This window comes from Actinoplanes sp. TBRC 11911 (genome assembly GCF_012933445.1).
In the GTDB taxonomy this organism is placed as follows: Bacteria; Actinomycetota; Actinomycetes; order Mycobacteriales; family Micromonosporaceae; genus Actinoplanes.
The window spans coordinates 36116-50221 of sequence record NZ_JABBNC010000006.1; the positions used below are offsets into that span (position 1 = coordinate 36116).

Below are 14106 nucleotides of genomic sequence, written 5' to 3' on the forward strand. Positions count from 1 at the left end.
GCGGGCACGGCCGTCACGGTAATGCACGGACGCCATTCACCCGAACGGCGGGATCAGCAATTCCGGCCGTTCACCCGGCGTTAATCGCCAATTTGCGAAAGGTGGCGAATCAAACAGCGGCTTGTCGTAACCGTTGGTGAGGAACACCGGCCGCTGTCAGTTGCTGGGCGAGCGCACTGGTCGGATTGTGCACGAAGACCGCGACTTGCAGATCGTCCCCCAGATCACAGACGGCGGCGACCGATCCGAGGTTGATCGGGTCCAGCTCGGGAACGTCGGACAAATCCAGGATCAGGCGCAACGGGCGGATGCGGCGGACCGTGTGCACCAGCACCTGGCGGAGCTCGACCGCCTTGTCGAGTCCCACCGATCCGTGCGGGGCGATCACGACACTGCCGTCGGCGCTCGTCCGCACCTCTAGAGCAGAGCTCCGCATGGGAAGCACCTTTCGTTACCCTGCGTTCAGCCGCTCGACCACCATACGACGCCCGGGGTCCTTCGTATACAGACCTGCGTCGCTCATCACCTCGGCCTTTCCGGTGCTTCCCCCGTCAAGCAATCCGGCAGGCGCGACGAGCTGCTGTGATGAACCTTGCCGGATGAAACAAGCAGAACGCGGATATATCTAAATCGTGTCGCGTCGCTACCTCGTCCTGGCGATCTGCTGTACGAGCTTGTTCATCGTCGGGCTCGACAACACGATCGTGAACATCGCCCTTCCGTCGCTGCGCGTGGACCTGCACGCGTCCACGTCCGGGCTTCAGTGGATCATCGACGCGTACACGCTGGTCCTCGCCAGCCTGCTCGTTCTCGGCGGCTCGACCGGCGACCGGCTGGGCCGGCGCCGAGTTTTCCAGACCGGGCTGACCCTGTTCACGATCGGGTCGCTGCTGTGCAGCGTGGCGCCCAGCCTCGGCTGGCTGATCGCGTTCCGCGCGCTGCAGGCGGTCGGCGGCTCGATGCTCAACCCGGTGGCGCTGTCGATCATCACGAACGTCTTCCGCGAGCCACGCGAGCGGGCCCGGGCGATCGGGGTGTGGGGTGCCGTGATCGGCTTCAGCCAGGCGCTCGGCCCGCTGCTCGGCGGCGTCCTGGTGGAGTCGCTGACCTGGCGCGCGATCTTCTGGATCAACGTGCCGTTCGGGATCGCCGCCTTCGTGATGGCGATGCGCTTCGTGCCCGAGTCCAAGGCGCCGCATCCGCGCCGGCTCGACCCCGTCGGCCAGGTCATGGTGCTGGTGCTGCTCGCCACCGTGACGTACGGGATCATCGAAGGGCCGTCGCGGGGCTGGGGCTCGGCCGAGATCGTGGCGTGCTTCGTGGTCGGCGCCGCGGCCCTGGCAGGTCTGCTGACCTACGAGCCGCGCCGCCGGGAACCGCTGCTCGACCTGCGGTTCTTCCGCAGCGTCCCGTTCAGCGGCGCCACCGTCATCGCGGTGTGCGCGTTCGCCTCGCTGGCCGGCTTCCTGTTCCTGAACACGATCTACCTGCAGGAGGTCCGCGGCCTGTCGACGCTGCACGCCGGGCTGTACCAGCTGCCGATGGCCGCGATGATCCTGATCGGCGCGCCGCTGTCCGGCCGGATCGTGGCCGCGCGCGGCGCCCGTCTTCCGCTGCTGGTCGCCGGGGTGGCATTCGTGGCCGGCATCCTGCCGTTCACGCAGATCACCGCGACGACACCGGCCTGGCACCTGTGGATCAGCTATGTGCTGTTCGGGATCGGGTTCTCGATGGTGAACGCCCCGATCACCAACACGGCCGTCTCCGGGATGCCGCGCGAGCAGGCCGGGGTGGCGGCGGCGATCGCGTCGACCAGCCGGCAGGTCGGCGGCTCGCTGGGGGTGGCGGTGATCGGCGCGGTGGTGTCCGGCAGCACCGACCTCGTGCACGCGAGCCATCCCGCCTGGTGGATCATCGTGTTCCTGGGCGTGGCGATCTTCCTCCTCGGCCTGCTCACCACCGGGCGCTGGGCGAGGGGGACCACCGAACGGATGGCTCCGGACAGCACCCTGGCCCCGGTCCATTAACATGCCGCGAATGCGGCGGATCGTTGTGGTTTCGGTGATCGTCGTGCTGGCGGGGCTCATCGGGTACGCCACGGGCCAGTCCCGCGCCGCGGTCGACGTCGGTCCGTCCGGCCCGTTCGCGGTGGGCGTCGGCATGCACGACTGGACCGACCGTTCGCGCTACGACCAGTTCTCGCCGAACGGTGGCGAGCCACGCACGCTGTCCGCCTGGGTGTGGTATCCGGCGGTGCCCGGCAAGGGCGCCCCGTCCCGGTACGCCCCCGGAGCGTGGCGGGGGCTGCACCGGTACGGCATCGCCGAGACCGGTTTCGATCACATCCGGACCGGCACCCGGGTCGATCCGCCGCAGTCGCCGGGCCGGTTCCCAGTGGTGGTGCTGCTGCCCGGGCTCGGGCTGAGCGCGCCGCAGTACCAGGCGATCGCGGCCGGGATGGCAGCCCGCGGATACTTCGTCGCCGGCGTCACACCCACCTACAGCGCGAAACTGACGGTGCTGAACGGGCACCCGGTCCCGGCTTCGCGGGCCGGTGATCCGACGGACCAGAACGGGACGGTGCTCGCCTCGATCGTGTCGGTGTGGGCGGCGGACGCCCGGTTCGCGGCGGCCCGGACCGCGGTGCAGTACAACGGGCACGTCGATCCGTCCCGGGTCGTCTACGTGGGGCACGAGCTGGGCGCGGCGGCCGCTGTCTCGGCGTGTCACAGCGACGAGCACTGTGCCGGTGCGGTGTCGCTGGCCGGGACGATGCTGGCCGGCAGCCCGGCACTGTCCCGGCCGCGGTTGCTGCTGAACTCCGGTTCTTCGGCCGGCCGGGGGCCCGTCATGGCGTACACGATCGGCGGCGCCGGAAAGCTGGCCTTCACCGACTACGCCGTGTATCGCCTGGCCTGGCCGGTGCGGCGGCTGCTGCCGCTCGGCAGCCGCGACGGCCGGCAGACGCTCGACATCACCGGCGGCTACCTGGACGCGTTTCTCGCGACCAGCTTCCGGGGTACGCCATGGCACGCTCCCGCCTCCCCGTTCGTGCGCGCCGACGACGTGACGAGCGGCTGAGCCGATACGATCGGTCAATGTCCCCCGGCGCCGCGTGCCCGACGCTGATTGTCGTCAGCGGACCGCCGGGCGCCGGCAAGACGACGCTGGCGCACGCCCTCGCCACGATGATCGGCTGCCCGGCGATCTGCCGCGACGAGATCCGCGAGGGCATCGTGCACGCGGGCACGCCCGATCGGGATCTGCTGCACACGTACCGCACCTTCGTCGACACGGTGTCCGGCCTGGTCCGTGCCGGGGTGACGGTGGTGGCCGAGGCGGCGTTCCAGAACGGGTTGTGGCGTCCGCTGCTGGAGCTGCCGGCGTCGGTGCGGGTGATCCGCTGCGTGGTGACGCCGGACATCGCGCGCGAGCGGGTCGCCGCCCGGGGCGAGCGCGCGGCCCATCCGGGGCGACCGGTGGCGGCCGACACGTGGCGGCCGATCAGCGGGGACTTCGCGACGCTGCTGGTGGATACCGACCACGGTTACTCGCCGGGGATCGATGACATCGTGCAGTTCGCGGCGCGGAACGGACGCCGGCGCCGAGGGACGGCTGCGCTCGGTCCGCAGTGAGGGCGGCCGCCACGGCGCGCTCGGAGCGGAGTGACGGCCGCCCTCGTTGATCGCTCGCCCCCGATTAGCGGCCGCCCTCGGAACCGGATGATGGCCGCCCTCCCGGACCGTGCCGGGAGGGCGGCGGCGGTTAGTCCTGGATCGTGATGACGGTCTTGCCGCGGGCGTGGCCGGCGGCGAGGGCGGCGAGGCCCTCGGTGGCGCGGTCGAACGGCAGCACCGTGGTGACGTCGACGGCGAGGGAGCCGTCCGCGGCCTGCTCGGCCAGCGGGCCGGTGACCTCGCGAGCGGCCCGGGCCAGCAGGCCGCCGCCGGTCAGCCCGGCCTCGGCGAGGGCGTCCTCGAGGCCGGCGACCGAGCTCAGGGCCGCGACCCGGCCGCCCTTGCGGACCGCGCCGAGCGGTGCCGTGGCGGCGTCGGTCGAGGCCAGGTCGATCAGCGCGTCGACGCCGTCCGGGTAGACGGCCCGGACCTGCTCGGCGACCGGCTCGCCGGTGTGGTCGACGACGGTGGTCGCGCCCAGCTGGGACAGCCGCTCGGCGTCGGTGGCGGTGCCGGTGGCGACCACGGTCACGCCGCGGGCGGCGAGGAGCTGCACGGCGAACGAGCCGACGCCGCCGGTCGCGCCGTTGACGAGGACGACCTGGCCGGGCTGCGCGTCGACCGCGTCGATAGTCGCGACGGCGGCGGCACCGGCCAGCGGCAGGGCGGCGGCCGCGGCGAAGCTGAGGCCGGCCGGCTTGAGCGCGACGGCCTCGGCGGGCAGCAGCGCGAACTCGGCCAGGGTGCCCTGCCGGATCGGCGGTGCCAGCAGGACGTGCCCGATCACCTCGTCGCCGGGCTGGACGTGCTCGACGCCGGCCCCGACGGCCTCCACCACACCGGCCGCGTCCCGGCCGAGAATCAGCGGGTACTCGTGCGGCAGCATGCCGGTCAGCGCGCCGGCGGCGACGCCGTTGTCCAGCGGGTTGAGCCCGGCGGCCTTCACCCTGATCAATACCTGCCCGTCGGTGACCTCCGGGATCGGCAGCTCAGCGAGCTGCGGGGCCTGACCGGCGGCCGGGACGTGTAGTGCGCGCATGGGTTCTCCTTGAGCGTTTCAGTTCACGCGTTAACTGAAACCTAGCCACGCATGACTTCACGATGCAAGTCATGAGAGGTGCTTGTCACTTCAAGCATGAAGTCACCGGTTATGATCGGCGCATGGACGAGTTGCCGGAGCCGCGCTGGCTCGACGCGGAGGAACGCGAGACCTGGTTCGCGGTGACCAGCCTGGTCGCGCGGCTGCCGGGCGCGCTGGACGCGCAGCTGCAGCGCGACGCCGGAATCAGCCACTTCGAGTACGAGGTGCTGGCCGGCCTCTCGATGGCACCCGGCCGGACGATGCGGATGAGCGTGCTCGCCGACTTCGCCGAGGGTTCACTGCCCCGGCTGTCGCAGGTGGTGGGCCGCCTGGAAAGTCGCGGGCTGGTCACCCGCCGCCCGGACCCGGCCGACGGCCGGTTCACGCTGGCCACGCTGACCGACGACGGGTGGACGAAGGTGGTCGCCACCGCGCCCGGGCACGTGGCCGAGGTGCGCCGCCTGGTCTTCGACCCGCTCACCAAGGCCCAGCAGCGCCAGTTCCGCGCGATCGGGGAACGCATCGCCCGCGCCGTGGATCCCGGGCGCCCCTCCCCCTCGACCGTCTTCAGCGAGATCGACCCGCCGCCCGCGTGACCGTCGTCTCGTCGCCGAACGCCGATCGGGGGCGGCCGTTGAGGAGGGAAGCAACCAACGGCGGGGAGGTAATCGGCGGTGAAGCTGCACGCGGCGATCGCACGGGCTCTGGCCGGGCACGGGGTGCGCGCGATGTTCGGCCTGATCGGCGACGCGAACATGTTCCTGGTGCACAGCTTCGTCGAGAACGGCGGCGAGTACGTCGCGGCGGCGCACGAGGCCGGCGCCATGTTCATGGGGTTCGGGTACGCCGAGCTGACCGGGCGGCTGGGCGTCGTCACGGTCACCCACGGTCCCGGCCTGACGAACACGCTCACCGGCCTGGTCGAGGGCGTCCGCGGCCGCACCCCGATGCTGCTCATCGCCGGCGACACCGGGACCACCAGCCGGCCGCCGGTCCAGGACATCCCGCAGCGCGACGTGGTCCTGCCGACCGGGGCCGGGTTCGAGCAGGCCCGTACGCCCGAGACCACGCTCGCCGACCTCGCGATAGCGATCCGCCGCGCGGTCGTGGAGCGCCGGCCCGTCGTGTTCAACGTGCCGGTGGACTTCGCCTGGCGCGACGTCGACTACTGGGACGTGCCGCTCAACCTGCCGGAGACGCAGCACATCATCCCGGACCCGGTGGTGGTCCGGCACGCCGTGGACGAGATCGCTGCCGCGCGCCGGCCGGTGGTGATCGCCGGGCGCGGGGCGATCGAGGCGCGGGCGTCGGTGCTGCGGCTGGCCGAACGCATCGGCGCGCCGGTCGCCACCACGTTGAAGGCCAAGGACCTGTTCCGGGGCGAGGCGTACGACCTGGACATCGCGGGCGGCCTGTCCGGTCCGGTGTCGCGCGAGATCCTGGATGGCGCGGACCTGCTGATCGCTTTCGGGGCGGGGCTCAACGCGTACACGACCCGCAATGGTGGATTGCTCAGCGGCAAGCGTCTCGTGGTGGTGGACGCCGAGACCCGGATGGTGCCGGAGGCGCAGGTGACCGTGCAGGGTGACGCCACCGCGGTCGCCGACGTGCTGGTGGAGGCGCTGGAGGTGAGCGAGGTGCCGCCGAGCGGTTTCCGGGGCCCGGCGATGGCGGCGCGGCTGGCCGGGCAGCGGACGATGGGCGAGCGGCCGGTCACCGAGGACGGGACGGTCGACGTCGAGACGGCGCTGCGCCGGTTGGACGAGATCCTGCCGCAGCGGCGCGTCCTGGTCACCGACGGCGGGCGGTTCATGATGGAGGCGTTCCGGCACCTGCATCCGGGCGACCCACGGGCGTACGTGCTGCCGTTGAATTTCGGGTCGATCGGCATGGGCATGGGCGCGGCCGTGGGGGCGGCGGCCGGACGCCGGGGTGAGCCGGTGATCATGGTGTGCGGGGACGGCGGGTTCATGCACGGCGGGCTGGCGGAGTTCGCGACGGCTGCGCGATACGGGCTGGACCTGATCGTGGTTTTGTGCAACGACGGCGGGTACGGGGCGGAGCACGTGCAGTTCGTCGACCGTGGACTCGATCCGTCGCTGTCGTTGTTCGCGTGGCCGGAGATGGCGCCGCTGGCGGAGGCGCTGGGCGGCGAGGGGCTGACCGTGCGCACCATGGACGACCTGGAGAAGGCCGCGAAGGTGGTGGCGAACCGGACCCGGCCGGTGCTCATCGACCTGCGCCTCGACGTGCACCACATCGCGCCGATGCCGCGCTGACCGCTGGTCAGAGCGGGTGGACGCCGGCGTACAGGCCGCTCGGGCGGAAGCGCAACGGGCGGTCCGCGTACTCCTCCATGGCGTGCGCGAGCCACCCGGCCGTGCGCGCCACCGCGAAGATCGCCTCGCCGGTGTCCGGCGGCATCTTGTTCTGCAGCGTGAGGGCGGCCAGCGCGAAGTCGATCGTGGGATGCGTGCCCGAGCGGTCCGCCATCGCGTCGATCAGGTGCACGGCACACTCGCGGACCGGGCCGTCGTCCAGCATGTCCAGCAGGGTCGCGGCACGGGGATCGCCGTCCGGGTACAGCCAGTGACCGAACCCCGGGATCGGGCTGCCCTCGCGCAGCCGGTCGGCGATCGCGTCGACCGGGTCGGTGCGGTCCATGGCCTCGGCCAGGACGGTGTGCACCAGGCCGCTCGCGGCGCCGTGCAGCGGTCCGTCGAGGGCGGCGAGGCCGGCGCTGACCACGGCGTACGGATGCGCGCGGGTGGAGGCGGCGACGCGCGCGGCCAGGGTCGACGCGGCGATGTCATGATCGGCCAGCAGGACCAGGGCGGCGTTCATCGTGTTGATGTCGCGACTGCGGGGCGGCCGCGACGTGAAGCGGTACCAAAGGGTGCGGGCCAGCGCGCTCTCCCCGTTGCGTTCCTCGACCTCCTGCTCGATCGGGATGATGACGGTGGGCAGACCGGCGCCCATCGCGCCGAGCATGGCCCGGCCGGCCGCGACCACGGCGGCCGGAGCCGTGTCGAAGCGCAACGGGTCGGCCGCGGCCGCGGCTGCCACGATCACGCGGAGCCGGTCGGTGGCCCGCGCCGCGCGCGGCAATGCCAGGGCCACCGATTTCGCCACGTCTAGGATCTCCGCCGGGGCGCCGAACAGAATGTGCTCCGGCTCGCCCGTCCACAGCAGCGAGGCGACCGACTCGAAGGATTCCGTACGGGCGAGCAGACTGGCGTCGCGGCCCCGGAAGTAGAGGGCGCCGTCCTTGATCAGCGTGATGCCGGTCTGGATGCCGGGCGTGGTGGTGCGCTTGCGGCTCGCGAGGAAGGCGTCGACGTCCGGCTTCGCGAACAGGCTCGCCTTGCCGTCGGCGTTGCGCCGGCTGGTGAGCAGGCCCCTGCTGACGTAGGCGTAGACGGTCGCCGGCTTCACGCCCAGGCGGCTGGCGACCTCGCCGGTGGTGAGCAGCCGGGGGTTGCCGAGCTGAGGGTTCCGGTCCATGTGGACATGCTCTCATATTGACTGCATCAACATTGACATCAACATGTACGTGTAACACCGTGTCTCCATGTTGAGCGTGAATCCAGGACTGGCCGGTGTCGTCGCGTTCGACACCGAGATCGCCGAGCCCGACCGGGACGGCGGGGTGCTGCGCTACCGCGGGGTGGACATCCGGGAGCTCGCCGGGACGGTGTCGTACGCCGACGTGTGGGGCCTGCTCGCGGACGGTGACTTCGCCGACGGGCTGCCGCCGGCCGAGCCGTTCCCGCTGCCGGTGCACTCCGGGGACATCCGGGTGGACGTACAGGCGGCCGTGTCGATGCTGACGCCCTACTGGGGGTTGCGGCCGCTGATCGACATCGACGACGCGCAGGCCCGCTCGGATCTGGCGCGCTCCTCGGTGACGATGCTGTCGTACGTGGCGCAGTCGGCCCGCGGCACCCGCATGCCGGCCGTCCCGCAACGGGTGGTCGACACCGGCCGCACGACGACCGAGCGCTTCATGATCCGCTGGCAGGGCGATCCGGACCCCCGGCACGTCGCGGCCATCGACCGGTACTGGGTGTGCGCGGCCGAGCATGGGATGAACGCGTCGACGTTCACCGCGCGCGTCGTGGCGTCCACCGGCGCCGACGTGCCCGCGTGTCTGTCGGCCGCGGTCGCCGCGTTGTCCGGGCCGTTGCACGGCGGCGCGCCGGCTCGCGCGCTCGGCATGGTCGAGGCGGTCGAGCGCACCGGCGACGCACGGGCGTACGTGAAAAAGGTTTTGGACAGCGGCCGGCGTCTGATGGGTTTCGGGCACGCCATTTACCGGGCCGAGGATCCGCGGGCGCGCATTCTGCGGGACGCGGCGCGCGAGCTCGGGGCGCCGCGTTATGAGGTCGCGCTGGAGCTGGAAAAGGCGGCCCTGGCCGAACTGCGGGAACGCAAGCCGGACCGGGTGCTGGAGACGAACGTCGAATTCTGGGCGGCGATCGTCCTCGATTTCGCGCAGGTGCCGTCCGAGATGCTGACCGCGTTGTTCACGTGCGCGCGCACGGCGGGCTGGAGCGCCCATATCCTGGAGCAGAAGCGCCTGGGCAAAATCATCCGCCCGTCCGCCGAATACGTGGGCCCGAAGACCCGGCCGGCGGCGGAAATGCCGGGTTGGGAGGACGCGCTGAAGCGCAATCTCTGACCATTGTGGTCGGATCGGTGACACCGGCGACGCGGCGGGCGTCCGCCCGGGAGAGACTCGCGTGAGGGTTTCTCCCGAAGGAGCCGATCATGTGGTGGGAGCCGCAAGACGCAGAGACCGAGCGACTTCAGGGCGACGTCCGGCGGCTCGCGGAGTCGTATCGGTCCTACCTTACCGACAACGACGACGCCGACCTCCTCGCCTACGGGGTCGGCGCCACGCTGACCGTCGACGGCACCTGGGCACCGCTGGTCCTGGCCGGTCGGGAGTTCCTCGATCGCGATCGCACCGCGTTCCCCGAGGCGCCGCTGCGCCTGGGGCTGCTGTCCGATTTGCTGCCCCGGCACCGGCTCACGACGTCGCTCCGCGGCTGGGATGCGACGTCGGAGACCATCGTGCTGCCCGTCCACCGGCCTCGTTCCGCGTGCTCCGTGTCAACCGGTGACCAGGCGCGCGCCGATGCCGACACCGACGCTTTCGCGACCGTCGGAATGGTCGGATTCACCCCGATAGGCGAGCCGGCCATGGTGACAGCCGGGCATTTGGTCCACGGCAATGGTGATCGCGTCAACATCCGCGGACGGTGCGGTGGTCAATACCGGCAGTATCCGGGTGAGGTTGTGGCGTGGTCCGACCCCGCATCGAATTCGCCCGCGGCGGGGCTCGACTACGCCGTCGTCACTGTCGACCCGTTCGTGCGGCAGCTTTCGCACAACGGCACGATGGCGTCACCGCGTCCGCCGTACATTCCGATGAACGTGGCGGGAACCGGGGCGGTGTCCGGATATCAGGTCGGCACGGTGAGCGGCGCCCTGACGCAGGTCGGCGATCGCCACCGGCAATGGCAGGACTGCTGGATGCTCGGTCCGTGCCACCTTCTGCGTCCGGGTGATTCGGGCACTCTTGTTCAGGGGCGGCTGCCCGGCGGGCACGCCGACGCGTTGTTCGGGCATTTCGTCGGCGGCAGTGGTTGGCCGGGCCAGTCGGTGTTCCATCACCTTTACGTGCAGGACCTGGAACAGACACTGAACGGTGGGCTGGCGAACTCTTTCCAGATGTTCCCGCCGACATGACGATCCGGTCGATAGCCGCGCTGGCGGTTCAGCGTGACGCTGCCGCAAGCACCGGGGAATTGCCCGATCCGGCGGCGTTTCCCGCTTCCGGCCCGGCCCCGTCGGTGCGGGCCGCCTCGGACGTCCTGATGGCCGCGGTGCCGATCGATGTGGTCGTGCTTTACACAACTGTTCTCGGCGTCCTGTCCGGCGTGGTGCCCGACAACGAGCCCAACTCGTATCTCGGCCTGCGATGGGGCCTCTATCTCGGGTGTCTGGTGGCCACCGTCCTCGCCGTCTGGGTGGCCTATCGGGTCGCGCCCCGGCCACCGGGCGCGGTCGTCAAGCGGCGGGTGCCGTGGGCCGAAATGGGTACCGCATCCTTCGCCTTCGCCACCTGGGGACTGGTGCTGCCGGATTCGGTGCTCTACGCGCTGCTCGACCCGCCGACTCTGCCGGTCATCGTGGCGGTTCTCGCGGCGTTCGGTGCTTTCGTGTTCACCGCGGTGCTCACTCCCCTGCTGGGCCGCGCGATTCACGGGAGTCAATAGCGGCAGCGCAACACCACGAGGGAATGGCCCGTCACGCCGATCTGGCCGCCCGCCTTGGCCGTGCGGCGGCGGGTGGCCAGCAGCGGGTCGGCGGTGTTGACGACCACTTCCCACGTACGCCCGTAATCGCGGCCCGGGAGCGTGAACGCGGCCTGGTCGCCGAGTGGGTTGAACAGCAGCAGGAATGAGTCGTCGGTGATGGGCTCGCCCAGGGCGTCGCGTTCCGGGATGCCGTGGCCGTTGAGGAACACCGTCATCGTCAGGCCGCCGGTGGTGTTCCAATCGTCCTCGGTCATCGCCTCGCCGTCGCGGCGCAGCCAGGCGATGTCCGGGACCTTGGCGTCCCCGACGACGTCGCCGGTGAAGAAGCGCCGCCGCCGGAAAATGGGATGGGCGGCCCGCAGGTCGGTCAGCAGGCTGGTGAATCTGGTCAGCACGTCCTGATTGCGGGCGTCCGCCCAATCGACCCAGCTGAGGTCGTTGTCCTGGCAGTAGACGTTGTTGTTGCCGCGTTGGGTGCGGCCCAGTTCGTCGCCGTGCGCGATCATCGGGACGCCCTGGGACAACAGCAGCGTGGCGAGGAAGTTTCGTTTCTGCCGTTCGCGCAGCGCCACGATGTCGCGGTCCTCGGCCGGGCCTTCGACGCCGCAGTTCCAGGAGCGGTTGTTGCTTTCGCCGTCGCGGTTGTCCTCGCCGTTGGCCTCGTTGTGCTTCTCGTTGTACGAGACGAGGTCGGTCAGGGTGAAGCCGTCGTGCGCGGTGACGAAATTGATGGACGCGAGGGGGCGGCGGCCGTCCACCTCGTACAGGTCGGCGCTGCCGGCGAAGCGGGACGCGAACTCGCCCAGGCCGGCCGTCTCGCCGCGCCAGAAATCGCGCACCGAGTCCCGGAAGCGGCCGTTCCACTCCGTCCACAAGGGCGGGAAGCCACCCACCTGGTAGCCGCCGTCGCCGACGTCCCACGGTTCCGCGATGAGTTTCACCTGGGACACGACCGGGTCCTGATTCACCAGGTCGAAGAAAGCCGCGAGACGGTCGACGGCGTGGAACTCCCGGGCGAGCGCGGCGGCCAGGTCGAACCGGAAACCGTCGACGTGCATCTCCGTCACCCAGTACCGCAGCGAATCCATGATCAGGCGCAGCGACTCGTGGTGGCGTACGTTGAGGCTGTTCCCGGTTCCGGTGGTGTCGTAGTAATACTGCTTGTCCTCGTCGACGAGCCGGTAATAGGCGGGATTGTCGATGCCGCGGAACGACAGCGTCGGGCCCAGGTGATTGCCTTCGGCGGTGTGGTTGTAGACGACGTCCAGGATCACCTCGATGCCGGCCTGGTGCAGCGCCTTCACCATGGTTTTGAACTCCTGCACCTGCCCGCCACGGCCACCGAACGAGGCGTACGCGTTGTGCGGCGCGAAGAATCCGATCGTGTTGTAACCCCAGTAGTTGCTGAGCCCGCGGTCGATGAGCGTGCTGTCGTGGACGAACTGGTGCACCGGCATCAGTTCGACGGCCGTCACGCCGAGTCGCTTGAAGTGCTCGATCATCCGCGGGTGGGCGAGCCCCGAATAGGTTCCGCGCACGTCCTCCGGGATTCCCGGGTGCCGCTGCGTGATGCCCTTGACGTGCGCTTCGTAGATGACCGTCTCCCAGAACGGGATCCGCAGCGGCCGGTCGTTCCCCCAGTCGAAGAACGGATTCACCACCACCGACTTCTGCGCGAAGGCGGCCGAGTCCCCGTCGTTGCGCGACAACGGATCCCCGAACCGGTACGCGAAAAGCGCCTCGCTCCACTCGTTGCGCCCGTCGATCGCCTTGGCGTACGGGTCGAGGAGCAGTTTGCTGGGATTGCAGCGCAGCCCCCGGGACGGATCGTAGGGGCCGTGCACCCGGTATCCGTAGCGCTGCCCCGGCACGATGCGCGGCAGATAGCCGTGCCAGACGAGCGCCTCACGTTCGGGCAGATCGAGCCGCGTCTCCGTCCCGTCGTCGCCGAAAAGGCACAGTTCGACCCGCTCGGCGACCTCGGAGAACAGCGCGAAATTGGTTCCGCCGCCGTCGTAGGTGGCCCCCAGCGGGTACGGATTCCCCGGCCAGACCTTGACGCCCGCGCTGCTGTCCCCATCACCCGGCATAGCCGGAGTAAATCCGCCCGGCACCGACTCGGCAACCGCACAGCCCCGAATGTGACGCGGGTCGGCGGCCGGCGGCCGCTCCGGACGCCGGCACCGGACGGCGCAGATGGTTTGTTCGTGCGATGCCCGGCGGCCCGCGCGCCGAGCAACCGTCAACGGTATGGCGTGGGAATGGGACAGAACCGCACTCGTCGATCTCAGCGACATCCGGGTCTCGGGCGAAGAGGGAAATCTCGACTCTGCCGATCTGGCAGCTCGCCCTCGACCACGTGCGCACCCGGATGCGCCGGCCGACGCGCCGGCCCACGGCGTCCCGCTATCTGTAACTGTTCAGCTGGTTCCGTCGGCCGGGAGTCCCCGCGCGAGGCGCTGCCGCCAAGCCCGGACAGGCCCTAGCTCCCCACAGTGGCCGCCCCACCCGGGGCGTGGGGAGCCGCGACGCCGGGAAGGTTGCGGTTGCCCACACCGCAGCCACCCCCACCCCGGTGTGGGCAGCCGCGACACCGGGAAGGTTGCGGTTCCCCACACCGCAGCCACCCCCACCCCCGTGTGGGCAACCGCCACGACCGGAAGGTCCCGGCTCCCCACAGCGACGGCCCGCGCAGGTCCGCCCCGCAAGGCCAACCCATCGGAGGGCAAGCGGCTCGAGAAACAGCTGAACAGTTCCACTATCTGGGCAGAACTGTCTGCACGATGAACGAGAGTCCGAACAGGACGGTCGATTTTTCCCTCTCGCACCCCTTTGCGGCCACCGATTCCGGCACGATTTCGAGACCTTGGAGAGTTGCGCCCACATACGAACCCGAACTCTCCAAGGTCTCGAGAATCGACCGTGGCCGCCTGATCGGGCAGGGTCGAATGGGGTCAAAAATTGATGAAAGCACCTCCACGCCGGTGAACTGGAACCGGGCGGCATCGACGAACCGGACGGG

General features: G+C 70.4%; 12 protein-coding genes. 8 read left to right on the forward strand and 4 right to left on the reverse strand.

Annotated elements, in window-relative coordinates:
* Positions 1 to 109 precede the first annotated feature (109 nt).
* Positions 110 to 436, reverse strand: coding sequence for a hypothetical protein (locus HH310_RS11045; protein ID WP_169175389.1), 327 nt, complete (start codon positions 434 to 436; stop codon positions 110 to 112).
* Positions 437 to 632: 196 nt separating this feature from the next.
* Between HH310_RS11045 and HH310_RS11050 the strand changes: the two genes are divergently transcribed.
* Genes HH310_RS11050 through HH310_RS11060 form a run of 3 tightly spaced genes read left to right on the forward strand, consistent with a single transcriptional unit; the run spans position 633 to position 3635 of the window.
* A complete protein-coding gene (locus tag HH310_RS11050; RefSeq protein ID WP_169175390.1) occupies positions 633 to 2027 on the forward strand; it encodes a DHA2 family efflux MFS transporter permease subunit in 1395 nt (464 codons plus the stop codon).
* Between the two features lie 10 nt (positions 2028 to 2037).
* The gene (locus tag HH310_RS11055) at positions 2038 to 3081 is read left to right on the forward strand and encodes an alpha/beta hydrolase (RefSeq protein ID WP_169175391.1); all 1044 of its coding nucleotides are present in this window, start codon (positions 2038 to 2040) and stop codon (positions 3079 to 3081) included.
* 17 nt (positions 3082 to 3098) lie between these two features.
* Positions 3099 to 3635, forward strand: a complete 537-nt coding sequence (locus HH310_RS11060; protein ID WP_169175392.1) for an AAA family ATPase — start codon at positions 3099 to 3101, stop codon at positions 3633 to 3635.
* Between the two features lie 130 nt (positions 3636 to 3765).
* On the opposite strand, the gene HH310_RS11065 is transcribed toward HH310_RS11060, so the two are convergent.
* Positions 3766 to 4716 (reverse strand): NADP-dependent oxidoreductase, encoded by a 951-nt coding sequence (locus tag HH310_RS11065; protein ID WP_169175393.1) that lies wholly within the window; start codon positions 4714 to 4716, stop codon positions 3766 to 3768.
* Between the two features lie 122 nt (positions 4717 to 4838).
* On the opposite strand from HH310_RS11065, the gene HH310_RS11070 reads away from it, so the two are divergent.
* Positions 4839 to 5354: a MarR family winged helix-turn-helix transcriptional regulator gene (locus HH310_RS11070; RefSeq protein ID WP_169175394.1), complete on the forward strand. Its 516-nt coding sequence runs from the start codon at positions 4839 to 4841 to the stop codon at positions 5352 to 5354.
* Positions 5355 to 5432: 78 nt separating this feature from the next.
* Positions 5433 to 7037: a thiamine pyrophosphate-dependent enzyme gene (locus HH310_RS11075; RefSeq protein ID WP_211192026.1), complete on the forward strand. Its 1605-nt coding sequence runs from the start codon at positions 5433 to 5435 to the stop codon at positions 7035 to 7037.
* Between the two features lie 7 nt (positions 7038 to 7044).
* On the opposite strand, the gene HH310_RS11080 is transcribed toward HH310_RS11075, so the two are convergent.
* Positions 7045 to 8262, reverse strand: coding sequence for a citrate synthase family protein (locus HH310_RS11080; RefSeq protein WP_169175395.1), 1218 nt, complete (start codon positions 8260 to 8262; stop codon positions 7045 to 7047).
* A 67-nt stretch (positions 8263 to 8329) separates the two neighbouring features.
* Here HH310_RS11080 and HH310_RS11085 point away from each other — a divergent pair, with 67 nt between their 5' ends.
* The 3 genes from HH310_RS11085 to HH310_RS11095 all read left to right on the forward strand — a co-directional run bounded on the left by HH310_RS11085 (position 8330) and on the right by HH310_RS11095 (position 11042).
* On the forward strand, positions 8330 to 9439 hold the full coding sequence (locus HH310_RS11085; RefSeq protein WP_169175396.1) for a citrate synthase 2: 1110 nt from the start codon (positions 8330 to 8332) through the stop codon (positions 9437 to 9439).
* Positions 9440 to 9528: 89 nt separating this feature from the next.
* Positions 9529 to 10512 carry a hypothetical protein gene (locus HH310_RS11090; RefSeq protein WP_169175397.1) on the forward strand — a complete coding sequence of 328 codons (984 nt, stop codon included), beginning with the start codon at positions 9529 to 9531 and terminating at the stop codon, positions 10510 to 10512.
* Positions 10509 to 11042, forward strand: a complete 534-nt coding sequence (locus HH310_RS11095; RefSeq protein WP_169175398.1) for a hypothetical protein — start codon at positions 10509 to 10511, stop codon at positions 11040 to 11042. The genes HH310_RS11090 and HH310_RS11095 overlap by 4 nt, the downstream gene beginning before the upstream one ends.
* Here HH310_RS11095 and glgX read toward each other — a convergent pair.
* On the reverse strand, positions 11036 to 13174 hold the full coding sequence (gene glgX / locus HH310_RS11100; RefSeq protein WP_169175399.1) for a glycogen debranching protein GlgX: 2139 nt from the start codon (positions 13172 to 13174) through the stop codon (positions 11036 to 11038). The two genes, HH310_RS11095 and glgX, sit on opposite strands and share 7 nt — an antisense overlap.
* Positions 13175 to 14106: the final 932 nt, after the last annotated feature.

Excerpts from the sequence above, each read along its gene's own strand:
- HH310_RS11045 (WP_169175389.1), bottom strand. The coding sequence starts at position 436 with ATGCGGAGCTCTGCTCTAGAGGTGCGGACGAGCGCCGACGGCAGTGTC.
- HH310_RS11055 (WP_169175391.1), top strand. The coding sequence starts at position 2,038 with ATGCGGCGGATCGTTGTGGTTTCGGTGATCGTCGTGCTGGCGGGGCTC.
- HH310_RS11060 (WP_169175392.1), top strand. The coding sequence starts at position 3,099 with ATGTCCCCCGGCGCCGCGTGCCCGACGCTGATTGTCGTCAGCGGACCG.
- HH310_RS11065 (WP_169175393.1), bottom strand. The coding sequence starts at position 4,716 with ATGCGCGCACTACACGTCCCGGCCGCCGGTCAGGCCCCGCAGCTCGCT.
- HH310_RS11070 (WP_169175394.1), top strand. The coding sequence starts at position 4,839 with ATGGACGAGTTGCCGGAGCCGCGCTGGCTCGACGCGGAGGAACGCGAG.
- HH310_RS11080 (WP_169175395.1), bottom strand. The coding sequence starts at position 8,262 with ATGGACCGGAACCCTCAGCTCGGCAACCCCCGGCTGCTCACCACCGGC.
- HH310_RS11085 (WP_169175396.1), top strand. The coding sequence starts at position 8,330 with ATGTTGAGCGTGAATCCAGGACTGGCCGGTGTCGTCGCGTTCGACACC.
- HH310_RS11090 (WP_169175397.1), top strand. The coding sequence starts at position 9,529 with ATGTGGTGGGAGCCGCAAGACGCAGAGACCGAGCGACTTCAGGGCGAC.
- HH310_RS11095 (WP_169175398.1), top strand. The coding sequence starts at position 10,509 with ATGACGATCCGGTCGATAGCCGCGCTGGCGGTTCAGCGTGACGCTGCC.
- glgX (WP_169175399.1), bottom strand. The coding sequence starts at position 13,174 with ATGCCGGGTGATGGGGACAGCAGCGCGGGCGTCAAGGTCTGGCCGGGG.